Below are 23,549 nucleotides of genomic sequence, written 5' to 3'. Positions count from 1 at the left end.
CCGCTCGCGAGAAAAAACGCACGCCGCGTCGCCCTGACGGTCCTGTCCGGCTATTGTGTGCGCCCTGCAGGAGCGATGGGTGTGGCGTGATGAAAGTGCTGGTGACCGGCGGTGGTGGATTTCTTGGCCAGGCGTTGTGCCGCGGCTTGCGTGCGCGCGGGCACGAGGTGGTGAGTTTCCAGCGCGGCGATTACCCGGTGCTGCAGACCCTGGGCGTGGGCCAGATCCGTGGCGACCTGGCCGACCCGCAGGCCGTGCGGCATGCCTTCAGCGGGATCGATGCGGTGTTTCACAACGCCGCCAAGGCCGGCGCCTGGGGCAGCTACGAGAGCTATCACCAGGCCAATGTGGTGGGTACGCAGAACGTGCTCGACGCGTGCCGCGCCAATGGCGTGCCGCGGCTGATCTACACCTCCACGCCCAGCGTCACCCATCGCGCCACCCATCCGGTGGAGGGCCTGGGCGCCGACGAAGTGCCGTATGGCGAAGACCTGCGCGCCGCGTATGCAGCGACCAAGGCGATCGCCGAGCGTGCGGTCCTGGCGGCCAACGATGCGCAGCTGGCCACGGTGGCATTGCGTCCGCGGTTGATCTGGGGGCCAGGCGACAATCATCTGTTGCCGCGGCTGGCCGCACGCGCACGCGCCGGTCGCCTGCGCATGGTGGGCGATGGCAGCAACCTGGTGGACAGCACGTACATCGACAACGCCGCGCAAGCGCATTTCGATGCGTTCGACCATCTTGCGCAAGGCGCTGCCTGCGCGGGCAAGGCGTACTTCATTTCCAACGGCGAACCGTTGCCGATGCGCGAGTTGCTCAATCGCTTGCTCGCGGCCGTGGACGCGCCGGCAGTGACGCGCTCGTTGTCGTTCAAGACGGCGTATCGCATCGGTGCGGTGTGCGAAACCTTATGGCCACTGTTGCGTCTGCCAGGCGAAGTGCCGTTGACGCGGTTCTTGGTCGAACAGTTGTGTACGCCGCATTGGTACAGCATGGAACCAGCGCGCCGCGACTTCGGCTATGTGCCGCGTATCAGCATCGAAGAAGGCCTGAATCGGCTGCGATCCTCATCTTCCAACGACATCGCCATCACTCGATAAAGACCGCCATCTGATCAGGATACGTCTGCGCCGATTCGGCACGACAACTTCTGGAACCCTTGCCATGCTGCATTACGCCATCATCTTTTTCGTCATCGCCATCATCGCCGCTGTGCTGGGCTTCAGCGGTATCGCCGGTGCGGCGACCAACATCGCCTGGATCCTGTTCGTGGTGTTCCTGATCCTGGCAGTGATCTCGATGTTCCGTCGCGGCAAGGTCTAACGCCTCACCGCGATACGTCACGGCAGCGGCGCTGCCGGTCGGCGCTCACATGGCCCGCTTCCGCAAGGAGGCGGGCCATGTGCGTTATGGCGGTTTTCAGCGGGGTTTTTGCATCTCACAGCAGCTTTTCCAGGTATTGCACTTGCTTGCCATTAGCCAGCAGCGCATCGCCGATCGGCACGAATCCCAGGTGTCGATGCAGTGCGAGGGAGGCCGGATTGGGCGGGCTCAGATTGACTTCGCACACCACGCGCGGTTGCGCTGCTGCACGCGCGCTGCGGATGAGGTCGTCGTACAGCTGCACCGCAAGGCCGCGTCGCTGCGCATGGGCGGCGATCACGATCCGGTCCACGTACACAAAGCGTGCGAAGCGCGCCGCCAGCCATGCAAAGTTCGCATTGGCATAGGCAGCGCTCTGATCCAGTGCGATCAGCAGGCCGTCGGCCGGTGGGACGAGGCGGGCGTGCCAGGCCATCTGCAATAAAGCGGTGAGCCCATCGGCATCGAGCAACGACAGTGCGGTGGCGTGCGTATTGTTGAGTGCGAGCAGCGCGGCATGGTCGTGCGCTTGCACTGCGCGTAACTGCGCCGCACTCATGCGCGCGCGTCCACCGCGCTGCGCAGCAGTTGATCGTCCGCATGCCGTTGCAAGGCCAGCTCGATCAACTGCGTGATCAAACTACGATAGTCCAGCCCGCTTGCCTGCCATGATTTTGGATACATGCTGATCCGTGAACGAGCGGCTATCAAACTACTGCGCCGCCGTCATGCGGGCGCAGCCGGTGCTCGGAATCCTCATGTACTGCTTGTACATTCCGGTTCCTGCGCGCCGTCCGCGCCCACCTGACGACTGCTCGCTACGTTTGTTAGCCACTCTTGACCCAGGCAGCGTATTGACCTCGTTGATCACGATGCGCCCGTCCGCACACAGGAACACATCCACGCGTGCCATGCCGGCACAGTCCAGTGCTTGATACGCCTGCACCGCAAGTTGCTGGATGCGCTGCTGCGTCTGCGCATCGAGATCGGCGGGGATCACGATGTCGGCGCCATCTGCGCTGATGTATTTGGTGTCGTACGAATAAAACGCATCGTGTACCACCACCTCGCCGCACACGCTGGCCTGTGGCGTGGCATTGCCCAGCACCGCGCATTCGATCTCGCGACCGACAATGGCCGCTTCCACCAGCACCTTGTGGTCATAGGACAACGCCAATGCGAGCGCGGCGGCAAAGGCGTCCGCGCTGCGCACCTGGCTGACGCCGACCGAAGAGCCCTGGTTGGCCGGCTTGACGAACAGCGGCAAGCCCAACTGCGCGATCAGCGCATCCACATCGGCCTGCGCGGCGGTGTGGCGGTTGAAGCAGACAAACGGCGCCACCGCCAGGCCGGCATCGCGCAGCACGCGCTTGGCCATGTCCTTGTCCATCGCCACCGCCGAACCAAGCACGCCGGAGCCGACGAAGGGCAGGTTGGCCATGCGCAACAAGCCCTGCAGCGATCCGTCCTCGCCCAGGGTGCCGTGCACGATCGGAAACACCACATCGATCTGCGCCAGTGCCTGATCGGTATCCACCGGCCGCAGCTGCGCGTGCTCGGCGCCGGGTAGCATCGCCACCGAGCGGCCGCTGCGGTGCAAGGCGATCCGGCCCGGGTCGTCGGCATCGTGCAGAAAGCTGTCCGGCGCGCTCAGATGCCACTGGCCCTGCTTGTCGATGCCGATCAGCACCGGCTCGAAGCGCTGCGGGTCGAGCGCGTCCAGGAGGTTGCGCGCCGATTGCAGCGAAACCTCGTGCTCGGCGGATTTGCCGCCAAAGATGAGACCGACCCGGATCTTGCCCATCGCCTGCTCCTGCCAACTGTTCGAGAAGGGCGCCAGCATGCCCGTGACCGGCCGGCCGAAGGAAGTCGGCAGATCCTGCGCGGCCGGCAGCTGTGCACGGACGCCGCGCTCATCGCCGCAGGGCGCGATGGCCGATGACGTGCGGCCTCCAAAGCGCAGCATCCCGGCGAGCCGCGGTGCAGCGCCGGCCTGCCAGGCAATCCAGGCAATCCAGGCAGCGACCCCCGCATTGATCGCTCTACTGCCAGACAAGCGCCCGCCATGGCCACCGCAACAGCCTCCGGCGCGCAACGCCTCATCACCGTCAGTCAGCTGCGACATGCGGGGGCGGTAGAATGCGTCCATGCCCGGATCATTCTTCAATTCCCTCAAGCCGCTCGCCGGCCAGGCCCTGCAGGCCGCGCTCAATCGCGCACTGGCGCTGGACCCGGATACCCGCGATGCCCTGTTGCCGCTGGAAGGCCAGCGCATCGCGCTGACCCTGGACGCGCCCGCATTGGCGCTGCAGATCCGCGTGCACGAGCGCCGGTTGCTGGTCGGCCCGGTCGATCAGACACACGAGCCAGATCTGGCGGTGCGCAGCAGCCTGGCCGGTTTGCTGGGGCAGCTGCCGTTTCTGGCCAACGCGCGCCGCAGCGGTGCACCGGCGGGGCGGCTCAAGGTCTCCGGCGATGCGGAGCTGGCGCGCCAGCTGCAGCAACTGGCCGGCCGCTTCGACCCGGATTGGCAGTTGCCGTTTGTGGCGGTATTCGGCGAGATCCTGGGCGTGCAGATCGCCGGCGCGGTGCGTGCAGCATTGCAGCAGGCGCGTCGCAGCGCCTCGGATCTGGCGCATAGCGCGGCCGAATTCGTCACCGAAGAATCGCGCGATGTAGTGCCGCGTGCCGAGCTCGATGCCTTCCACGATGATGTGGACGAGCTGCGCGACGACGTGGAGCGGATGGCCGCGCGCGTGACCCGCCTGCGTGCCGCCGGAGGCGCGGCATGAAGGCGATTTTGCGGGCCAGCCGCATTGGCCGAGTGATCTTGCGCTACCGCCTGGACGACCTGCTGCAAGGCACCGCCGCCGAACGCTGGCTGCGGTTAGCCAAGCCGTTCGTGCCGCGTGCCAGCGCCGAAATCGCCGCGCAATCGCGCGGTGCACGGCTGCGGTTGGCGTTGCAGGAACTGGGCCCGATCTTCGTCAAGTTCGGGCAGATCCTGTCGACCCGCCGCGACCTGATCCCCGCCGATGTGGCCGAAGAACTCACCTTGCTGCAGGACCGGGTCAAGCCGTTCGATGGGCAGGCCGCGCGCCTGATCGTGGAAGGTGCGCTCGGCCTGCCGGTCAGCGTGGCATTCGCCTCCTTCGACACCGTGCCGCTGGCATCGGCTTCGATCGCGCAGGTGCATGCGGCCACCTTGCCGCCCGATGCCAACGGCGTGCGTCGCGAAGTGGTGGTCAAGGTGTTGCGCCCGGACATCGAGCGTCAGATCGACGCCGATATCGCGCTGCTGCATTCGCTGGCCACGCTGGTCGAACGCACCCATCCGCGCGCCGACAAGATCCGTCCGCGCGAAGTGGTGGCCGAGATCGAAGGCACCTTGTCGGCCGAACTCGATCTACAGCGCGAAGGCGCCAACGCCAGCGTGCTGCGCCGGTTCTGGGAAGGCTCGGACGATCTGTACGTGCCGGAAGTGATCTGGTCGCACACCGCCGAGCGCGCGCTCACGCTGGAGCGCGTGTACGGCATTCCGTCCGACGACATCGCCAAGCTCGATGCTGCCGGCATCGACCGCAAGGCGTTGGCGGCCAAGGGCGTGCGCGTGTTCTACACGCAGGTGTTCCGCGACAACTTCTTTCATGCCGACGCGCACGCCGGCAACATCTGGGTCGACTCGGACCCGGAGCGCCGCCTCAATCCGCGTTTCATCGCGCTGGATTTCGGCATCATGGGGCAGCTCTCGCAGGAAGATCAGTACTACCTGGCCGAGAACTTCATGGCGATCTTCCACAAGGATTATCGCCGCATGGCCGAGCTGCACGTGGAGGCGGGCTGGATGCCGTCCAACGTGCGCATCGACGAGTTGGAAGCGGCCGCGCGCTCGGTGTGCGAGCCGTACTTCACCCGGCCGCTGTCGGAAATTTCGCTGGCGCAGGTGCTGATCAAGTTGTTCCGCGTGGCGCAGCGCTACGAGTTGACGCTGCAGCCGCAGTTGATTCTGCTGCAGAAGACGCTGCTCAACATCGAAGGCGTCGGCCGTCAGCTCGATCCCAAGCTGGATATCTGGGCGGTGGCGCGACCGGTGCTGGAGCGCATCCTGCGCGAGCGCTACAGCCCGCGTCGCATGCTGGGCGAGTTGAGCAAGCGGCTACCGGAAATCATGACTCACGCACCGGACATGCCGCGCCTGGTGCACAGCTGGTTGAAGCAGCAGGTGGAAGGCCGGCATCAGCTGGACATCCGTTCGAGCGAATTGCGCGCGCTGGACATCAGCCTGCGCAAGCTGCAGACCCGCGTGGTCACGGCCATCACCGGTAGCGGGCTGTTGGTGGTGGCGGCCGTGTTGTACGGCTTGCATCCGGATGGCTGGTACCTGGGCACGGTGCCGGTGTGGAGCTGGATCAGCGGCGGCGCCGGGTCGGTCGCGTTGCTGGTGGCGTGGCTGCGTCGCTAGGCAACTGGCTGCGTGACGATCCGCGCGTGCACGCTGCTGCACTGCCCGCGTGCAGCGCATCGCTGCACACCGCTGCGGTGACATGCAGCGCGATGTTGCCCGGCACGCGCGACCGGCTGGCGGTTCGCGCCCTGGTGTGAGCCCGCACCGCCAATCCTGCACGCACGTGCATCAGGGCGCGCGGTGGGCGTGCGCCACTTGGTCGAAGAACTGATAGATGCCGTCGTCGCTCATCTGGCGTGCGTTGGCCAGCTCGCCGGCACGCGTGGTGTAGAGCAGCGTGCCGGCCGGCGATACCACCACCGCAGCCGGGATGCCGTTCTGGATCGGGTCGCCGTAGCGCTGGCTGATGTCCAGGTTGTGGTCGAAATTACCCACGTCCACTTTGACCACAACAAACGAGCGGTCGATCAGCGGCGCGTTCTTTGCGCTGTGCAGCGAGGTATCCAGCGCACGACAGTCGTGGCACCAGTTGGCGCCGAAAATCACCAGCGTGGGTTTGTGGGTTTTCTTGCCGGCGGCCAGCGCATCGCGCAGCTGGGTGCCGGCGTCGGCATGGTCGTCGTACGGCAGGGTCGAAGACTGCGCCAGCGGAGCGACCGCCAGCAGGCAAAGCAGGAGCAAGGCGCGCATGGGGGACGCTCCGTGAGGGGGAATCGGCATGCTGTGCCAGCGGCCTGATGCGGTCAACGGGCGCGTGGATAGCGCACCGCAGTGGCATGCGGTGTCAGCGATGCGGATAATCCGCCGGTGAGCATATCCCCCAAGCATCTGCAGATTCTCTACCAGGACGACGTCCTGGCCGTCGTCGACAAACCCGCGGGCCTGATGGTCCACGACAGCAAGCTGGCGCGCGGCGAGGACGACTTTCTCGCCGACCGCCTGCGCGAGCAGCTGGGCAAACCGATCTTCCTGGTGCATCGGCTCGACCGCGCGACCAGCGGCTGCCTGCTGCTGGCGTTCGACCGCGACAGCGCCAGCGCGCTGGGCAAGGCCTTGATGGCCGGCGAGGTGGATAAAAATTATCTGACCGTGTGCCGCGGCTGGCCGGCCGAAGATCGGTTCATCGTCGATCACGACCTGGATGGCGGCCCCGGCAAACCGGTCAAGAAGCCGGCGGTGACGCACTTCCAGCGGCTGGCGACCGGCGAACTGGAAATCCCGTCCACCGGCTTTGCCACGTCGCGGTATGCGCTGCTGCGCTGCCAACCGCAGACCGGGCGCTTTCGGCAGATTCGCCGGCACATGAAGCATCTGTCGCATCACATGATCGGCGACACCAGCCATGGCGATGGACGCCACAACCGCAGTTTCCGCATGCTCGGTATCCACCGCATGCTGCTACACGCCGAACGCCTGGAGTTTCCGCACCCGGCCGATGGCAGGCGCATCAGCATCACCGCGCCGCTGGATGTGGAATTTGCCAAGGCGTGTGCGTTGTTTGGGTGGGAGATTGCGGACTTGGGAGTAGCGCAGACAGCGTGATGTGGCGTGCCTGGTTCAGAGATCGAGACGTCCACTCAGCCTGCTAGACATCCGCGCAAGCATCCCCTCACCCCAACCCCTCTCCCGCAGGCGGCAGAGGGGCTCAAGCGCGACGCGCAATGTTCGCCTTCCCGCGTTGCCGCCCTCGCTGGTCGCCTTCCGAGTTGCTTCCTTCCCTCGCTTGCGGGGGAATGTGCCCGAAGGGCGGATGGGGGCAAGCTCGCCACTGCGGGCTCAAGGCAGCAGCTCTTCCGGCGGCAGAAGCGGCAAGACAGTCGTCTTCCGCCAGCTGAAAAGGTGACGCACCCGTCACCGGCAACGCACGCAACCCGCATCGGCAACCGTTGCAGGAATCGCGCACCGACGAATTCCCACTCCTCATTCCCGGCTGCCGTCCTTCAGGGCTTCTTGGCCGCCGCAGGCTCGTTGACGATTTTCTCCAAATCCTTCTGCAGATCGGCAAACAGCGGCAGCATCTTCTGCTGGATGGCGCCCATCAGGTTCTGGGTCAGCGCCGGGGTCTTGTCCAGCAGGCTCTGGCCGGCCGAGCTCTCGTAGAACTCGGCCATCGCCAGCACGTCCTCGCGCGAGAACGAGCGCTTGTAGATGTCCACGTACATCGGGCGCAGCTCCGACCACGACAGCGCCTTGCGCACGGTCTGGCGGGTGCGTTCCTGGATGCGTTGCAGCTGCGCCTGCTGATCGGCGTCGAACTGGCGCTGCGCGGTGAGCTGGGCGAATTGCTGCTGCTGCATCGCTTCGATCTGCGGCAGCATGGTGTCGAGCATGGTCTGCGCGCGCGAGGCGGCCAGCAGACGGTTGACGTCGGCATCGGTGGGTGCCTGCGCCAGCGCGGCCGGGGCGGCCACCGCCAGCAGGGCGAGCAGCAGCAGGCGGCGGGCAAGCGCGCCTGCGGCGGCGAACGAATGAGGTGTCATCGGAGCATCCTGCGATCGGGGAACCGGCCGCAGGATACGGGAAGCAGGCGTTCGCGCGCGCGTCCACGCCGCTGCCGATACAATCGCAGGCTAATGGCCAGCGACCCGATCCAGATCACCCCCAGCCTGACGATTCCGCCCAGCGAACTCGTCGAACGCTTCGTGCGCGCCAGCGGCGCGGGCGGGCAGAACGTCAACAAGGTGTCTACCGCGGTGGAACTGCGTTTCGACGTGGCAGGGTCGCCCTCGCTGCCCGAGCCGCTGCGCGAGCGGCTGTTGTCGCGTCGCGACCGCCGCATGACCGCCGAGGGCGTGCTGGTGATCGACGCGCAGCGTTTTCGCACCCAGGACCGTAACCGCGACGATGCGCGCGAGCGGCTGGCCGAGATCATCAGTGCATGCCTGTCGGTGCCCAAGCGCCGGGTCGCCACCAAACCGAGTCACGGTGCCAAGCTGCGGCGGCTGGATGCCAAGCGTGAGCGCAGCCATATCAAGCGTGGACGCTCTGCGTCCCACTGGGAGTAAGCGTGAGTCACACCGACCCGTCGTTGCCGCCGGTCGCACAGGCCAACATCCTGCTGCAGTCAACCCCGCCCAGAATGCCGCGTGCGCACGGTCGCTTCGGCCGCTGGCTGGGCCGTACCGCTCTGCGCCTGACCGGCTGGCGGCTGCTTGGGCGGCTGCCCGACGAGCCCAAGTTGGTGATGATCGTGGCGCCGCACTCGTCCAACTGGGATGGCTTTGTGGGCTTTGCCGCCAAGTTCGCGCTCGGCTTCGATGTGCGCGTGCTGGGCAAGGCGCAGCTGTTCTGGTGGCCGCTGGGGCCGCTGCTGCGCAAGCTGGGCGCCATCCCGCTGGATCGCAGCTCGCCGCAGGGCACCATCGGCCAGGCGGTGCGGTTGATCCGCAACTCCGAACAGATGTGGTACGTGATCACCCCCGAAGGCACGCGCAAGCGTGTGGAGCAGTGGAAGGCCGGTTTCTGGAAGATCGCGTCCGATGCCAAGGTGCCGATCCTGCCGGTGTATTTCGACTACCCCAGCAAGACCGTGGGCATCGGCGAACCGTTCTGGACCGGCACCGACATGGCCGCCGACATCGCCGCCATCCGTACCTGGTACCGGCCGTGGCGCGGTAAGCATCGCGATACGTTGTAGGTTGCGACCGCGTGCCTTGAACACGCATGTGAGCCTAACGATGTGCCGCGCTGTTTAGGCATGCCGCGGCTCGCATCGGTGGATTCGACTTAGGCGTCATGGGAGGAGTGCCCGAATGACCGCGACGCAGGAGCAGCTGTTCGCCTTCGCGCTCTACGAGATTCGGTGCCTGCTGGCGGGGCACCTCGGAAGCCAGAACGAGTCGTCTCTTTCCATCCGTGCCGCTGCGCACCTGGCGTACGCGATGCACAACGAGGCCGAGACAGTGCTGCGCGGCGGCGTATTCGATCCTGACAGCGTTGTCGTCAGACTTGGGGTGGTGGATCAGATGCTCGGAACAGACTTCCAGCGTCGTCTTGCCGAAGCAACGCGCGATGATGCCTGACACCATCACGCCGGATATTGTCGACGCTTGGCTGATGCGGGCAGCAGTAGATCAGTGCCCGGCATGGTGGCGGACGAAGCCGACTTCGTGCATTGCCTGCGGCGAACCTGCCGTGTTCGCCCCTGCCCGGCAACACCGGGTCACTCAATCAACTTGCAGTGAGAAAACACCATGATCGCTTCGTCCGCCCGCGCGTTATGTCTCTCGCTACTGCTCTGTACCGGCCCGGCGCTGGCCGCTACGCCGATGCTGGTGATCCATGGGGGTGCGGGCGTGGAAAAATCCAGTCTTTCGCCCGATGAACAAGCGCAGGCACGTGAGGCGATGCAACGCGCGCTGCGTGCCGGCCATGCGGTGTTGACGCGCGGCGGCAGCGCGGTGGATGCGGTGGCCGCCACCATCACCGTGCTGGAGGACGCGCCGCAGTTCAACGCCGGGCGCGGTGCGGTGTTCACTCACGACGGCAAGAACGAGCTGGATGCGGCGATCATGGATGGCGCCAGCGGCAAGGCCGGCGCGATTGCCGGCGTGCACACGGTCAAGAACCCGATCCTGCTGGCGCGCAGCGTCATGGACCGCTCCAAGCACGTGATGCTGGTCGGCGACGGTGCCGAGCAGTTTGCGCGCGAGCAGGGTGTCACCTTGGTCGAGCCCAGCTATTTCCGTACCGACAAGCGTTGGCAACAGCTGCAAAAAGCGCTCAAGGCCGAAAGCGGCGACCGTCAGGCCCAGGCCGCGCTCGACCTGGAAACCGCCAAGCACTTCGGCACCGTCGGTGCGCTCGCGTTGGATCGCGACGGCCATCTGGCTGCCGGCACGTCCACCGGCGGCATGACCAACAAGCGTTACGGCCGCGTCGGCGACGCGCCCATCATCGGCGCCGGCACCTATGCCAATGCGCAGTGCGCGGTGTCCGGCACTGGCTGGGGCGAGTTCTATATCCGTGCGGTGGCGGCCTACGACATCTGTGCGCGCATGAAGTACGCCGGGCAGTCGCTACAACAGGCGGCCGACGCGGTCATCGATCAGCAGATCCCCAAGGCCGGCGGCGATGGCGGTGCCATCGCGCTGGATGCGCAAGGCAACATCGCCTTCCCGTTCAATACCGAAGGCATGTACCGCGGCTGGATCGGCGCCGACGGCAGCCCGCATGTGGCGATCTTCAAGGACGAGACGCTCTGACGGACGGGGTCGGCCGGGTCCCGGACCCGCTAACCGTTTCGACTGAGTGTTGTCTCGCGATCGAACCCAGGAAAGCCGCAAAACCCCCTGCTGCACCATGTCGCTCACACCGGCCAGGCGTGCCGAGCCAGCGGCTGCGTGCTTGCCTGCACCATCCCCAAACCGCTGCATCCATCCAATCCAACGGCACATGCCAGCATCACGCAAACCCGCTAGCGTGACCGGCTGCCGTACCCACTCAGGAATCACACGCCATGTCGCGTACCGTCGTTCTGGCCGCCGCCATCACCCTGGCATTGGCCGCATGTTCTGGAAAAGAGCCATCCGGTAAGGAGTCCACCACCGTGCCCGAAAAGACCACCACCCCGGCCGCCGACGCTGCGGCGAACCCGTTGTTGAGCGCCAGCACCCTGCCGTTCCAGGCGCCGCCGTTCGACAAGATCAAGGACAGCGATTACCTGCCCGCGTTTGAAGAAGGCATGCGGCTGCATCTGGCCGACGTGCGCAAGATCGCCGACAACACCGAAGCGCCCACCTTCGACAACACCATCGAAGCGATGGAGCGCAGCGGCGAAACGCTGACGCGCGTGTCGCGCATCTTCTTCGGGCTGGTGCAGGCCGATACCAGCGACGCACGCCAGAAAATCCAGGAAGAGATCGCGCCCAAGCTGGCCGCGCACAAGGACGAGATCAACCTCGACCCGAAACTGTTCGCACGCGTCAAAACCCTGTACGACCAGCGCGACACGCTGAACCTGGAGCCGGAACAAAAGCGTCTGGTCGAGCACGATTATGAAGACCTGGTGCGCGCCGGTGCGCAGCTCTCCGATGCCGACAAGGACAGCCTGCGCAAGCTCAACGTGGAAGAAACCACGCTGTCCACCCAGTTCCATACGCGTCTGGTTGCAGCCTCCGCTGCCGGTGCAGTGGTGGTCGATGACAAGGCCAAACTCGACGGCCTGAGCGATGGCGACATTGCCGCCGCCGCCGATGCCGCCAAGGCACGCAAGCTCGATGGCAAGTATCTTCTGACCTTGCAGAACACCACCCAGCAGCCGGTACTGGCGTCGTTGAAAGATCGCGCGCTGCGCGCCGAGGTGTTGAAGGCTTCCGAAACCCGTGCAGAAAAGGGCGATGCCAACGACACCCGCCAGACCATCCAGCGTCTGGCGCAGCTGCGTGCGCAAAAAGCCAAGTTGCTCGGCTTCGACAATTACGCCGCTTATAGCCTGGGCAACCAGATGGCAAAGACTCCGGAGGCGGCGCTGAAGCTGCTGACCGACACCGTGCCGGCGGCCACCGCCAAGGCGCGCCGTGAAGTGGGCGAGATGCAGAAGGTCATCGACGCGCAGCGTGCCGATGCGAAGACCGGCGATTTCAAGCTTGCCGCCTCCGATTGGGACTTTTACGCCGAGCAGGTGCGCAAGGCCAAGTACGATCTGGACGAGTCGCAGATCAAGCCGTATTTCGAGCTGGATAACGTGCTGCAGAACGGCGTTTTCTATGCGGCCACCCAGCTCTACGGCATCACCTTCAAGCAGCGCACCGACATTCCGACCTACCACCCCGACATGAAGGTGTACGAAGTCTTCGATGCCGACGGCACCTCGATGGCGTTGTTCTACACCGACTACTTCAAGCGCGACAGCAAGTCCGGTGGCGCGTGGATGGACGTGTTCGTCGAACAGGACGGCCTGACCGGCACCAAGCCGGTGGTCTACAACGTCTGCAACTTCACCAAGCCCGCTGCCGGCCAGCCGGCGTTGCTGAGCTTCGATGACGTCACCACGCTGTTCCATGAGTTCGGCCACGCACTGCACGGCATGTTCTCCAAGGTGAAGTATCCCTCGATCGCCGGCACCAGCACCTCGCGCGATTTTGTGGAATTCCCCTCGCAGTTCAACGAGCACTGGGCGTCCGATCCGAAGGTCTTCGCCAACTACGCCAAGCATTATCAAACCGGCGCAGTGATGCCGGCCGAACTGGTGGAAAAGATCAAGAAGGCCAAGACTTTCAATAGCGGCTACGCCACCACCGAATATCTGTCGGCAGCGCTACTGGATCTGGCCTGGCACACCCAGCCGGCGGATGCGCCGCTGCAGGACGTGAGCAAGTTCGAAGCCGATGCGCTCAAGCGCTTTAAGGTGGACCTGGCCGAAGTGCCGCCGCGCTACCGCAGCAGCTATTTCGACCACATCTGGGGCGGCGGTTATTCGGCCGGCTATTACGCGTATTTCTGGTCGGAAGTGCTCGACGACGACGCTTTCGAATGGTTCAAGGAAAACGGCGGGTTGAACCGCAAGAACGGCGATATTTTCCGCGCCAAGATTCTCTCGCGTGGTAACACCGTGGATCTTGCTACGCTGTACCGCGACTTCCGCGGCAAGGATCCCAGCGTCAAGGCGCTGTTGGAGAATCGCGGTTTGACCGAGTGACCGGCAACCCTTAATCGGTGAACGAAACGGGATGGCGGTGCCATCCCGTTTCGTTTTCAAGGCCGCCGATTCCGTTCCTGCCGGATGTCATGCAGGCATCGCCCAGATACTTGGCGACCGCCAACGCGCAGTAGCGCAGCTGTGGCGCTCTGCTCATTCAGGGCCGATGCCGGACGTCGAGGCATCCGTCCTGTGTCCGGTTACACGTTCTGCAGGATCACTACACCATGCGACGTTCACTTATTCTGGCTGCTGCGGTCACCTTTGCGCTGGCCGCATGTTCGGAAAAGAATTCCCCGCGCACCACACCTGCCGCCGCAGGTGCCGCGACACCGGCCACCACATCTGCGGATCTGGCATCCAATCCGCTGCTTGTGCCCAGCACGCTGCCATTTCAGGCGCCGCCATTCGACAAGATTCGCGACAGCGATTATCTGCCGGCCTTTGAAGAAGGTATTCGCCAGGTCCGGCACGAGTTGCACGGCATTACCGAAAACCCGGAGCCACCCACCTTTGAGAACACGGTAGAGGCGCTGGAACGCAGCGGCGCAACACTCGCCTATGTCTCCAACATCTTCTTAGGCATTTCAACTGCCGATACCAACGCTGCGCGGCAGAAAATCGATGAAGACATCGGCCCCAAGCTGGCCACCCTCGGCGATGAGATCGCACTGGATGCGAAGCTGTTTGCACGCTTCAAGACCCTTTACGATCGGCGCGATACGCTCGCACTGACGCCGGAACAGCTGCGCCTGCTCGAGCACGGCTATGACAGCTTCATCAAGGCCGGAGCGCAGCTTTCCGATGCAGACAAAGCCACCTTGCGCAAGCTCAACTTGGAAGAGACCAACCTCACCACCCAGTACCACAATAAATTGACGGCCGCAGCTTTGGCCGCTGCGGTGGTGGTGGATGACAAGACAAAGCTCGACGGCATGAGCGAGGGCGATATCGCCGCCGCTGCTGCTGCTGCCAAGGCGCGCAAACTTGAGGGAAAATATCTTCTGAGTCTGCAAAACACCACGCAGCAACCGGTGCTGGCCTCGCTGAAGGATCGCGCATTGCGTGCGCAGATACTGCAGGCCTCGGAAAAACGCGCCGAGCAGGGCGATGCCAACGATACGCGTGACACTATCAAGCGCTTGTTGCAGGTGCGTGCGCAGCGCGCCAGCCTGCTTGGGTACGACAGCTATGCGGCCTACAGCCTGCGCAACCAGATGGCCAGAACGCCGCAGGTGGCACTGAAATTGCTGACCGACACGGTGCCTGCCGCCACGGCCAAGGCACGCCGGGAAGCGGCACAGATCCAGGCGTTGATCGATGCGCAGCATGGCGGCTTTACGTTGGCTGCGTCGGATTGGGATTTTTATGCCGAGCAGGTGCGCAAGGCCAAGTACGATCTGGACGTATCGCAGATCAAGCCGTATTTCGCCTTGGATACCGTGCTCAATGATGGCGTCTTCTATGCGGCCACACAGCTGTACGGGATCACCTTCAAGCAGCGCACCGACATCCCGACCTATCACCCAGACGTAAAGGTCTACGAAGTCTTCGATGTAGACGGCACCTCGTTGGCGCTGTTTTACACGGACTATTTCCAGCGGGAGAGCAAGTCCGGTGGTTCGTGGGCAGGCTCCTTGGTCCAGCGCAACGGACTCACTGGCGCCAAGTCGGTGATCTATAACGTGTGCAACTTCAGCAAGCCGGCCGATGGGCAGGCTGCGTTGCTAAGCATGGAAGAAGTCACCACGATGTTTCACGAGTTCGGCCATGCGCTGCACTACATGTTGTCGACAGTGAAGTATTCCTCGTTGGATAGCGCCGCTACGCCGCGAGATTTTTCTGAATTCCCCTCGCAGTTCAATGAGCACTGGGCGACCGACCCATCTGTTTTCGCGCACTACGCAAAGCACTACAAGACCGGAGAGGCGATGCCGGAGGCGCTGGTGAAGAAGCTGAAGAATGCAAAGACCTTCAACAGCGGCTATCTGATGACCGAGTCACTCTCGGCGCAGATCGTGGACCTGGCCTTGCATGGCCAACCAGCGACCGCAGAGATGCAGGATGTGAGTGCCATGCAGGCCGACACGCTGAAGCGTTACAAGGTTGACCTGCCCGAGGTTCCGCCACGCTATGGCGCCAGTTATTTCGACCATATCTGGAGCCGTGGTTATGCGGCTAGTTACTACGCGTACTTCTGGTCGGAGGTCATCGACGATGACGCGTTCGAGTGGATCAGCGAGAACGGCGGTTTGACGCGGAAAAATGGTGATCTCTTCCGCGCCAAGATTCTCGCGCCTGGTAATTCGGTGGATGTGAGTCAGCTGTATCGCGATTTTCGTGGCAAGGATCCAAGCGTCAAGGCACTGCTAGAAAACCGCGGGTTGGCGGAGTGATCGGCAATCTTTAATCTGTGAACGAAACGGGATAGCGGTGCCATCCGGTTTCGTTTTTATCGCCAGTCATTCGCTCTCGCCAAGTCATCGGCCATTGCGCATGGGCACTATCCCTGCCCTGTCGCCTTCAATGAGGTCATCGCATCTTCTGCAACAGCAAGCGCTGTCCTTAACCCCGCCATGCCGATCAGTTCGGCAGCACATGCTCGATGCCGGAAAACCTATTAACGTTGCCGGCTGCTGTGATCACTCAGGAATTCCACACTCCATGTCGCGCACCCTCATTCTGGCAGCTGCCATTACCCTGGCGCTCGCTGCCTGTTCCGGAAAAGAAGCGCCGGATACGCAGCCCGCGACCACGACCAGCAATACCGCCACCAGCCAGTCTTCTGTGGCCAGGTCCAATCCGTTGTTGACCGCCAGCACGCTGCCGTTCAAGGCGCCGCCATTCGATAAAATCCAGGACAGCGATTATCTGCCTGCCTTCGAGGAAGGCATGCGTCTGGAACTTGCGGATGTGCGCAAGATCACCACCAACCCCGAACCGGCGACCTTCGAAAACACCATCGAAGCATTCGGTCGCGGCGGCGAGGTATTGGCGCGCGTGTCGGATATCTTCTTCGGGGTGATCTCTGCCGATACCAATTCGGCACGCGAGAAAATCCAGGAGGAGATTGGGCCCAAGCTGGCGGCGCATAGTAATGAAGTTCTTCTGGATCCCAAGCTGTTTGCGCGCATCAAGGCGGTGCATGACCAGTCCGATGCGATGAAGCTCAATCCGGAGCAAAAGCGCCTCGTCGAGATCACATACAAAGGGTTCGTCGCATCCGGCGCGCTGTTGTCCGATGCCGACAAGATCACCGTGGGCAAGCTCAATGTGGAGGAAACCACGCTGTCCACGCAATTCCACGCGAAGCTGGTGGCTGCCACGGCCGCCGCTGCGGTGGTTGTGGACGACAAGGCCCGGCTGGCTGGCTTGAGCGAGGGCGATATCGCCGCCGCCGCCGATGCCGCCAAGCAGCGCAAGCTCGACGGCAAGTATCTGTTGACCTTGCAGAACACCACCCAGCAGCCCATTCTCGCCTCGTTGAAGGATCGTGCGTTGCGTGCGCAGATCATGCAGGCTTCGCAGAAGCGCACCGAACAGGGCGATGACAACGACACGCGCAAGGTGGTTCAGCGACTGGCGCAGTTGCGCGCTCAACGCGCCAAGTTGTTGGGCTACGACAGCTATGCCGCTTACGTACTGAACGACCAGATGGCCAAGACCCCGGCTGCGGCGCTAAAGCTGCTGACCGACACCGTGCCGGCGGCCACGGCCAAGACGCGCCGCGAAGCAGCCGAGATTCAGAAAGTCATCGATGCCCAGAAGGGCGGTTTCAAGTTGGCCGCTTCCGACTGGGACTTCTATGCCGAGCAGGTACGCAAGGCCAAGTACGATCTGGATGAGTCGCAGATCAAGCCGTACTTCGAACTGGATAACGTGCTGCAGAACGGGGTTTTCTATGCGGCCAACCAGCTCTACGGCATCACCTTCAAGCAGCGCACCGACATTCCCACCTACCATCCGGACGTGAAGGTATACGAGGTGTTTGATGCAGACGGCACCTCGATGGCGCTGTTCTACATCGACTATTTCAAACGCGACAGCAAGTCCGGTGGCGCGTGGATGGACGTGTTCGTCGAACAGGACGGCCTGACCGGCACCAAGCCGGTGGTCTACAACGTCTGCAACTTCACCAAGCCCGCTGCTGGCCAGCCGGCGTTGCTGAGTTTCGACGACGTCACCACGATGTTCCATGAGTTCGGCCACGCGCTACACGGTATGTTCTCCAAGGTGACCTACGCGGGGATTTCCGGAACCAAAACGCCGCGCGACTTCAAGGAATTTCCCTCGCAGTTCAACGAGCACTGGGCCTCCGATCCGAAGGTCTTCGCCAACTACGCCAAGCATTATCAAACCGGCGCAGTGATGCCGGCCGAGCTGGTGGAAAAGATCAAGAAGGCCAAGAGCTTCAATAGCGGCTACACGATCACCGAGACCCTGTCGGCATCGCTGCTCGATCTGGCCTGGCACACCCTGCCGGCCGATGCACCCTTGCAGGACGTGGGCCGGTTCGAGACCGATGCGCTCAAGCGCTTCAAGCTGGACATGGCTGAGGTGCCGCCGCGCTATCACAGCAGCTATTTCAACCATATCTGGGAGATGGGTTATGCCGCCAGCTATTACGCCTACCTCTGGTCGGAAGTGCTCGACGACGATGCCTTCGAATGGTTCGAGGAAAATGGTGGCTTGAACCGCAAGAACGGCGATATTTTCCGCGCCAAGATCCTCTCACGCGGCAACACTGTCGATTCGGCCACGCTGTACCGCGATTTCCGCGGCAAGGATCCCAGCGTCAAGGCATTTCTGGAAAATCGTGGTTTGACGGAATAAGCGATGCGTTTGGGTGGCTTTGTTTGCACCGGCGAGCGCTTGCAGTAGACGAAACGGGATGGCCCTTGTGCCATCCCGTTTGCGTTGGCGCAATCGGGAAGGTGCGGTAAATCTACGGTTGTTGTCGCTGTTGTTTTCGCCATTGGCTTCCCAATCCCCATGCCGCAGCGGCAAGTCCGGTCGCGACAACCCGCAGGGCGGCGTGCATGGATGCGCGAGGTTTTTTTGTAAGCAACACGCACGTCCCTGATAAAAATGTATCCCGCGGATTGCGAACCTGTCGCAGCGCGACGGGCTAAGGACGTGTTTCGTTGTTGCTCGATTGGCCACCGGCTGGTGACACACGCTTGCTTACTCGCGCACGTCACCACACGCAGCAACGGCCTTGCCATGTCTTTCGTCACTTCCACGTCCCGACGCCCAGGCGCATCGTCGAAGCGCCAAGCCGGCTGCCGACCACCCGAGAGATCTCCCATGCACCCATCGCATCCCACCTCCCGCCTTCAGCGCGCCGCACAGTGGTCGCGCAAGGAACTGTTGCCGCTACTGGTCATGCTGGTCTTGCTAACCGCTGCGCGCTCCTCGTTTGCCAATCACTACCAGGTCCCCAGCGGCTCGATGCAGCCGACCTTGCAGCCGGGCGATCGCGTGGTAGTGGATATGCACGCCTACGGCTGGCGATTGCCGCTGAGCAACCGTATCGTCATCGATGGCGACCGACCGCAGCGTGGGGATGTGGCAGTGTTCGATTCGCCGCGCGATGGCACGCGGTTGATCAAGCGCGTGGTGGCCATGGCAGGCGACCGTGTGGATCTGCGCAATGGGCATTTATCCATCAACGGCCAACCGCTGCAGATCGATGACGATGGTGAGCGCGAGCGCTTCGGTGCGCGCATTGCGCACCTGAATCTGGATGCCGGCGGTGGGCCGGATCTGCACGATGTCCGCGTGCCGGCCGGCAAGGTATTGGCGGTGGGCGACCACCGCGGCGATAGTCTGGATGGGCGCTATTTCGGTTTTGTCGATGCCTCGGCGGTGTACGGCAAGGCGGTGGCGGTGTATTACCGGCGCGGCGAAGGCCTGGAGTGGAACCGGCTGTAGGCACTGGCGCGGCAGTGCCTGCACAGCGCGTGCGGGCCTGCGGGCGAACACGCGCAGCCGCTGCGCAACCGCCTGCAGCGGATCATGATCAGAACGCCACATCCGCCAGCGTGCACGAGGTCTCCCACAAGCGCGTTGCCACGTGCCGGTCGTGGACCTGGCGGGCGATGGTGGCCGGGCCGGGGGCACCCTTCAGTTCGAACAGGCCATCCGGGCCGTAATATCCGCCGCCCTGTGCCTGCGGGTCGGTGGCGGCATACAACGTGGGGAGCGCGCCAGCGGCCGCGGAGTGGCTGATGTAAGGCCCCAGCAGCGCGGTCGCTGCACCGATCGCGGTGCGGCGACCACCGGCCGCCGGTCCGTTGGCGATCAGGGCGGTACGCGCCAGACCGGGATGCGCGGCGATGGCGCGCAGGCCCCAGCCCTGCGCGTCGCTGCGCCGCTGCAGTTCCATGCTGAAAATCAACATCGCCAGTTTGGACTGGCCATACGCCTTCCACGGCCGGTACGGGTGTGCGGTCTGCAGATCATCGAAATCGATGCGGGCACTGCGATGCGCCAGACTCGACAGGTTGACCACACGCGGGGCCGCTGCCGCGCGCAGCAACGGCAGCAGCTGCGCGGTCAGCGCGAAATGTCCCAGATAATTGCTGCCGAACTGCAGCTCCATTCCGTCGGCGGTGGTCTGGCGCTGCGGCGGCGCCATCACGCCGGCGTTGTTGATCAGCAGGTCCACCCATTGCTGGCGCGCGCCAAGTCGCTCGGCGAACGCGCGCACCGATGCCAAGTGTGCAAGGTCCAGCGTTTCCACGCGCACCGTGGCGTGCGGATGCACGGCGAGCAGCGCCTGCCGTGCGGCTTCGCCCTTGTCGGCGTTGCGCGCAGTCAGCACCACGCTGGCGCCGGCACCGGCCAACGCCAGCGCGGTCTCATAGCCCAGCCCGCCCACGCTGGCGCCGGTGATGACGGCCACTTTTGCGCGCTGCGGTGGCAGGTCGGCCAGGGTCCAGCCGCTCATTGCGCCAACGCCAGCGTTTCGGGCAGCGTGCGCCACCAGCGCTCGCCGGTGGCCGGGCTGCGTAAATCCACCTGTTCGCCCATGTGCGGGGTGGCCAGCGCGACGTTCGCGGCCGCTGCCAGCGCCACGATGCGTTCCAGCGGCTCGGACCAGACATGCATGGCCAGATCGAAGGTGCCGTTGTGGATCGGCAGCAAGGTACGGCCGCCGATATCGATAAACGCCTGCAGGCTCTGCTCCGGTTGCATGTGCACGTCCGGCCACATCTGGTCGTAGGCGCCGTTTTCGATGAGCGCCACATCGAACGGCCCCAGGCGCTGGCCGATCGTCTTGAAGTGCGGGCCATAGCCGCCGTCGCCGCTGAAGAACACCCGCAGATCGGCGTCCTGGATCGCCCACGAGCACCACAGCGTGCGGTCGCGGTCGAACAGGCCGCGGCCGGAAAAATGCCGCGACGGGGTGGCGGTGAGGGTCAGGCCACCCACGTCCACCGATTGCCACCAATCCAGCTGCCGCACCTTGCCCGGGTCCACGCCCCAGCGCACCAGCAGATCGCCCACGCCCAGCGGCGCGACGAACACGCCGACGCGGTCGGCCAGGGCGCGGATGGTGGCGCGGTCCAGATGGTCGTAGTGGTTGTGCGACAACAGCACGCCGGCCAGCGGCGGCAGGTCGTCCAGCGCGATCGGCGGCGCATGGAAGCGCTTGGGGCCGGCAAACGCGAACGGCGAGGCGCGCTTGGAGAACACCGGGTCGGTCAACCACAGGCCGCCACGCAGTTTCATCAGCACCGTGGAATGGCCCAGCCGGAACAGGCTATGGTCGGGCGCGTCGCGCAGCTGCGCCGCGCTCAGTGGCAGCACCGGCAGCGCCTGCGACGGCACCGTGTGCGCGGGCTTGTTGAACAGCACCTCCCACAGCAGGCGCAGGCCAGCCAACACACCGGGCTGACTCAAGCGGGTGGGCAGTGCGTTGCGGAACCGGCCGTTGCGGAACTGCGGCGAGGCGGCATGCGAAGCGGTAGGCGGCAGGTGGCGGGACTGGGTGAGCACGACGCTATCCATCGTTGGGGGCGGGCGAACCGGCGGTACCGGCGCTTTAGTTACACTACACAGTGTAGTTTTATTTTGGGAATGTAAACTGCTCGGTGTAACATTGCGCCATGTCCAGTTCATCCGACGCAGCGCCGGCACCGCAGCGGCTTACCGACCGCAAGCGCCACGCCATTCTCGAAGCGGCCATCGCCGAATTCAGCCAGCACGGGTTCGAGGCCACCAGCATGGACCGCGTGGCCGCGACGGCGGGCGTGTCCAAGCGCACCGTCTACAACCATTTCTCCAGCAAGGACGCGTTGTTCGGCGAGATCCTGCGCGGGCTGTGGCAACGCAGTGCCGAGGCAGTGAGTCTGGTTTATCGCCCCGACCAATCATTGCGCACGCAGTTGACGCAATTGCTGCAGCAAAAGCTGCGGCTGCTCGACGATGCCGCCTTTATCGATCTGTCGCGCGTGGCGATTGCCGAATGCATCCACTCGCCCGAACGCGCGCGCGCCCTGTTGGCGCAACTGGGCAGCAAGGAAGAGGGCACCACCACCTGGCTGCGCGCCGCGCTGGCCGATGGCCGCCTGGCAGCGGTCGATGCGGAATTCGCCTCGCAGCAATTGCAGGCGCTGGTGAAGGGCTTCGCGTTCTGGCCGCAGTTGGCGATGGGCCAGCCGCCGCTGTCGCCCGCCCAGCAGGCGCAGGTGGCCGAGTCGGCGGTGGAGATGTTTCTAGGGCTTTACGGGCGCGAGTAAGTGCCGCAGGCAACACGGCTTCGCGTCCAGCGGGCGGCGCAGCCGGTGCCTGCAATCGGCACTGATACCCGCACATTCGCGCTATCCGCGGGCATCTGACCAACGCGCTCTAGTTGTTGGTCTTCATCTGCGCCTGTGCACGCGGGCAGGCGTTACCAAGCGCGCCTTGTTGTCATCTACGTGACGCTTGCGAGCGCGTACTGCCGATGTACACGGGGCTCTTGGTAAGGCCACGTAACTCATCGCCTGTGTAACGGTTTCGTGCATGCGGTGCCAAGGTGTTGGGCAGTATCAGCGCCCGGCACGGTGCGACGGCGACGGCGACGGTGTGCAGGGGGGCGTTAAATCAGTTATCGCTGGCCGCGTCGCTCGCTGCGAGAGCGATGTTGCTAGCGCTCCGAATCGCCGCTCTCGTCATACCCGCGCGGCGTAAACAGATCCGGCTGGATCAGTTCGATAAACGCGCGTGCCTGCGGCGACAGATACTTGCCCTTGCGCACCACCACGCCATAGCTGCGGGTGGGGAAGTATTCCTTGAGCGAGCGTGTTGCCAGCTTGTCGCGATCGGCATCGGTCACGCAGATCGCGGTGACGATGGAAATGCCCATGCCCATCGCCACGTACTGCTTGATCACTTCCCAGCCGCCCACTTCCAGCGCCACCGTGTACGGCACGCGCGCCTGCTGAAAAATCAGGTCGACCAGGCGATAGGTCACCTGCCGACGTGGTGGCAGGATCAACGGATAGGGCGAGAGATCCTGCAGCGACACCGTGGCCTTGTGCGCCAGCGGGTGATCGGGCGGGGTGATCAACAGCTGCTCGAAGCGATACACCGGCGCGTAGTTGAGGTCGGCTGGCACATCCAGCATCGAGCCGACCGCCAGGTCCACCGCATCCTCGCGCAACAGGTCGGTGCCGTCGGCGCTGATCGCGTTGTGCAGGGTCAGCCGCACGTCCGGATGGCGGGCGCGAAAGTTCGCCACGATGCGCGGCAGCAGATACAGGATGGTGGAGCTGTTGGCGGCGATGTTGAGCTCGCCGGCATCCAGCCCGCGCACCTTCTCGCGAAAGCTCGCTTCCAGGCCGTCCAGGCTTTCCACCAGCGGCAGTGCCATGTCGTAGAGCAACTGGCCCTCGCGGCTGGGCGCCAGGCGTCGCCCGGAGCGCTCGAACAAGGCCACCCCCAGGTCGCGCTCCAGCGCCTGCAATTGCAGCGTCACCGCCGGCTGGCTGACGTATAGCGCCTCAGCAGCCCGTGAGACCGAGCCCAGACGAACCGTCTGACAGAACGCACGCAGCGGCTTGAGGCGGTCGGATTTGTAGGAAAATCTAGGGGTTGGCGCCATGTCGAGCAGGCTTCCGGCATGAATATAAGTCCAGCTTATTTACAGCATTG

General features: G+C 64.1%; 21 protein-coding genes, 1 other RNA gene and 2 pseudogenes. 16 read left to right on the top strand and 8 right to left on the bottom strand.

All coding sequences use genetic code 11. The annotated features are described in order from the left end of the window. The first annotated feature begins 89 nt into the window (after positions 1-89). Together oleD and VC212_RS21250 are read left to right on the top strand one after the other, a co-directional pair. Positions 90-1,100: a 2-alkyl-3-oxoalkanoate reductase gene (oleD, locus tag VC212_RS21255; RefSeq protein WP_161962980.1), complete on the top strand. Its 1,011-nt coding sequence runs from the start codon at positions 90-92 to the stop codon at positions 1,098-1,100. 64 nt (positions 1,101-1,164) lie between these two features. Further along, the gene (locus tag VC212_RS21250) at positions 1,165-1,323 is read left to right on the top strand and encodes a DUF1328 domain-containing protein (protein WP_003468167.1); all 159 of its coding nucleotides are present in this window, start codon (positions 1,165-1,167) and stop codon (positions 1,321-1,323) included. Positions 1,324-1,438: 115 nt separating this feature from the next. Here VC212_RS21250 and VC212_RS21245 read toward each other — a convergent pair whose 3' ends face one another. Both VC212_RS21245 and VC212_RS21240 read right to left on the bottom strand, forming a co-directional pair. Then, on the bottom strand, positions 1,439-1,921 hold the full coding sequence (locus VC212_RS21245; protein WP_323526868.1) for a GNAT family N-acetyltransferase: 483 nt from the start codon (positions 1,919-1,921) through the stop codon (positions 1,439-1,441). After that, a pseudogene (locus tag VC212_RS21240) lies at positions 1,918-2,058 on the bottom strand (D-alanine--D-alanine ligase A); the annotation flags it as partial. The pseudogene VC212_RS21240 and the gene VC212_RS21245, both read right to left, overlap by 4 nt. 62 nt (positions 2,059-2,120) lie before the next feature. Between VC212_RS21240 and VC212_RS21235 the strand changes: the two are divergent. Further along, a non-coding RNA gene (locus VC212_RS21235) (sX9 sRNA) lies at positions 2,121-2,195 on the top strand. 8 nt (positions 2,196-2,203) lie between these two features. Here the strand turns inward: VC212_RS21235 and ddlA are convergent. Further along, a pseudogene (ddlA, locus tag VC212_RS21230) lies at positions 2,204-3,106 on the bottom strand (D-alanine--D-alanine ligase); the annotation flags it as partial. On the opposite strand from ddlA, the gene VC212_RS21225 reads away from it, so the two are divergent. From VC212_RS21225 to ubiB, 3 genes are all read left to right on the top strand, one after another. After that, positions 3,017-3,304: a hypothetical protein gene (locus VC212_RS21225; RefSeq protein ID WP_323526867.1), complete on the top strand. Its 288-nt coding sequence runs from the start codon at positions 3,017-3,019 to the stop codon at positions 3,302-3,304. The pseudogene ddlA and the gene VC212_RS21225 overlap by 90 nt on opposite strands. A 205-nt stretch (positions 3,305-3,509) precedes the next feature. Beyond that, the gene (locus tag VC212_RS21220) at positions 3,510-4,154 is read left to right on the top strand and encodes an SCP2 sterol-binding domain-containing protein (RefSeq protein ID WP_323526866.1); all 645 of its coding nucleotides are present in this window, start codon (positions 3,510-3,512) and stop codon (positions 4,152-4,154) included. Next, positions 4,151-5,824 carry a ubiquinone biosynthesis regulatory protein kinase UbiB gene (ubiB, locus tag VC212_RS21215; RefSeq protein ID WP_115514994.1) on the top strand — a complete coding sequence of 558 codons (1,674 nt, stop codon included), beginning with the start codon at positions 4,151-4,153 and terminating at the stop codon, positions 5,822-5,824. The genes VC212_RS21220 and ubiB overlap by 4 nt, the downstream gene beginning before the upstream one ends. A gap of 171 nt (positions 5,825-5,995) precedes the next feature. Here ubiB and VC212_RS21210 read toward each other — a convergent pair whose 3' ends face one another. Beyond that, on the bottom strand, positions 5,996-6,457 hold the full coding sequence (locus VC212_RS21210; RefSeq protein ID WP_115552621.1) for a thioredoxin family protein: 462 nt from the start codon (positions 6,455-6,457) through the stop codon (positions 5,996-5,998). 81 nt (positions 6,458-6,538) lie between these two features. On the opposite strand from VC212_RS21210, the gene VC212_RS21205 reads away from it, so the two are divergent. Continuing rightward, positions 6,539-7,309 (top strand): pseudouridine synthase, encoded by a 771-nt coding sequence (locus VC212_RS21205; RefSeq protein WP_323526865.1) that lies wholly within the window; start codon positions 6,539-6,541, stop codon positions 7,307-7,309. A 398-nt stretch (positions 7,310-7,707) separates the two neighbouring features. Here VC212_RS21205 and VC212_RS21200 read toward each other — a convergent pair whose 3' ends face one another. Beyond that, positions 7,708-8,283, bottom strand: coding sequence for a DUF2059 domain-containing protein (locus VC212_RS21200; RefSeq protein WP_193552417.1), 576 nt, complete (start codon positions 8,281-8,283; stop codon positions 7,708-7,710). Positions 8,284-8,340: 57 nt separating this feature from the next. Between VC212_RS21200 and arfB the strand changes: the two genes are divergently transcribed. From arfB to lepB, 8 genes are all read left to right on the top strand, one after another. Then, positions 8,341-8,772: an alternative ribosome rescue aminoacyl-tRNA hydrolase ArfB gene (gene arfB / locus VC212_RS21195; protein WP_019301089.1), complete on the top strand. Its 432-nt coding sequence runs from the start codon at positions 8,341-8,343 to the stop codon at positions 8,770-8,772. 2 nt (positions 8,773-8,774) lie between these two features. After that, positions 8,775-9,404, top strand: coding sequence for a lysophosphatidylcholine acyltransferase (locus VC212_RS21190; RefSeq protein WP_311239459.1), 630 nt, complete (start codon positions 8,775-8,777; stop codon positions 9,402-9,404). Between the two features lie 115 nt (positions 9,405-9,519). Continuing rightward, entirely contained in the window at positions 9,520-9,789 is a 270-nt protein-coding gene (locus VC212_RS21185; RefSeq protein WP_323526864.1) for a hypothetical protein, read from the top strand. A 171-nt stretch (positions 9,790-9,960) separates the two neighbouring features. Continuing rightward, positions 9,961-10,971 (top strand): isoaspartyl peptidase/L-asparaginase, encoded by a 1,011-nt coding sequence (locus VC212_RS21180; protein WP_323526863.1) that lies wholly within the window; start codon positions 9,961-9,963, stop codon positions 10,969-10,971. Between the two features lie 254 nt (positions 10,972-11,225). Beyond that, positions 11,226-13,406, top strand: coding sequence for a peptidyl-dipeptidase Dcp (dcp, locus tag VC212_RS21175; protein WP_323526862.1), 2,181 nt, complete (start codon positions 11,226-11,228; stop codon positions 13,404-13,406). A gap of 227 nt (positions 13,407-13,633) precedes the next feature. Beyond that, positions 13,634-15,802, top strand: a complete 2,169-nt coding sequence (locus VC212_RS21170) for a M3 family metallopeptidase (RefSeq protein ID WP_323526861.1) — start codon at positions 13,634-13,636, stop codon at positions 15,800-15,802. A gap of 268 nt (positions 15,803-16,070) precedes the next feature. Further along, positions 16,071-18,239 (top strand): peptidyl-dipeptidase Dcp, encoded by a 2,169-nt coding sequence (gene dcp / locus VC212_RS21165; protein WP_323526860.1) that lies wholly within the window; start codon positions 16,071-16,073, stop codon positions 18,237-18,239. A gap of 474 nt (positions 18,240-18,713) precedes the next feature. Continuing rightward, on the top strand, positions 18,714-19,340 hold the full coding sequence (lepB, locus tag VC212_RS21160) for a signal peptidase I (RefSeq protein WP_323526859.1): 627 nt from the start codon (positions 18,714-18,716) through the stop codon (positions 19,338-19,340). An 88-nt stretch (positions 19,341-19,428) separates the two neighbouring features. Here lepB and VC212_RS21155 read toward each other — a convergent pair whose 3' ends face one another. Together VC212_RS21155 and VC212_RS21150 are read right to left on the bottom strand one after the other, a co-directional pair. After that, positions 19,429-20,358, bottom strand: coding sequence for an oxidoreductase (locus VC212_RS21155; protein WP_323526858.1), 930 nt, complete (start codon positions 20,356-20,358; stop codon positions 19,429-19,431). Further along, entirely contained in the window at positions 20,355-21,422 is a 1,068-nt protein-coding gene (locus tag VC212_RS21150; protein WP_323526857.1) for an MBL fold metallo-hydrolase, read from the bottom strand. Before VC212_RS21150 ends, VC212_RS21155 begins: the two co-directional genes overlap by 4 nt. Before the next feature lie 98 nt (positions 21,423-21,520). Between VC212_RS21150 and VC212_RS21145 the strand changes: the two genes are divergently transcribed. Next, positions 21,521-22,153, top strand: coding sequence for a TetR/AcrR family transcriptional regulator (locus VC212_RS21145; RefSeq protein ID WP_055853661.1), 633 nt, complete (start codon positions 21,521-21,523; stop codon positions 22,151-22,153). A 389-nt stretch (positions 22,154-22,542) separates the two neighbouring features. Here the strand turns inward: VC212_RS21145 and VC212_RS21140 are convergent, their stop codons facing one another. Continuing rightward, complete coding sequence (locus VC212_RS21140; protein ID WP_055853659.1) at positions 22,543-23,499, bottom strand: LysR family transcriptional regulator; 957 nt, start codon at positions 23,497-23,499, stop codon at positions 22,543-22,545. Positions 23,500-23,549: the final 50 nt, after the last annotated feature.

Source organism: Xanthomonas sp. WHRI 8932A (assembly GCF_035012785.1).
GTDB lineage: Bacteria > Pseudomonadota > Gammaproteobacteria > Xanthomonadales > Xanthomonadaceae > Xanthomonas.
Note: the sequence above shows the minus strand (reverse complement) of the source record. Positions and strands in the feature narration are given on the sequence as shown.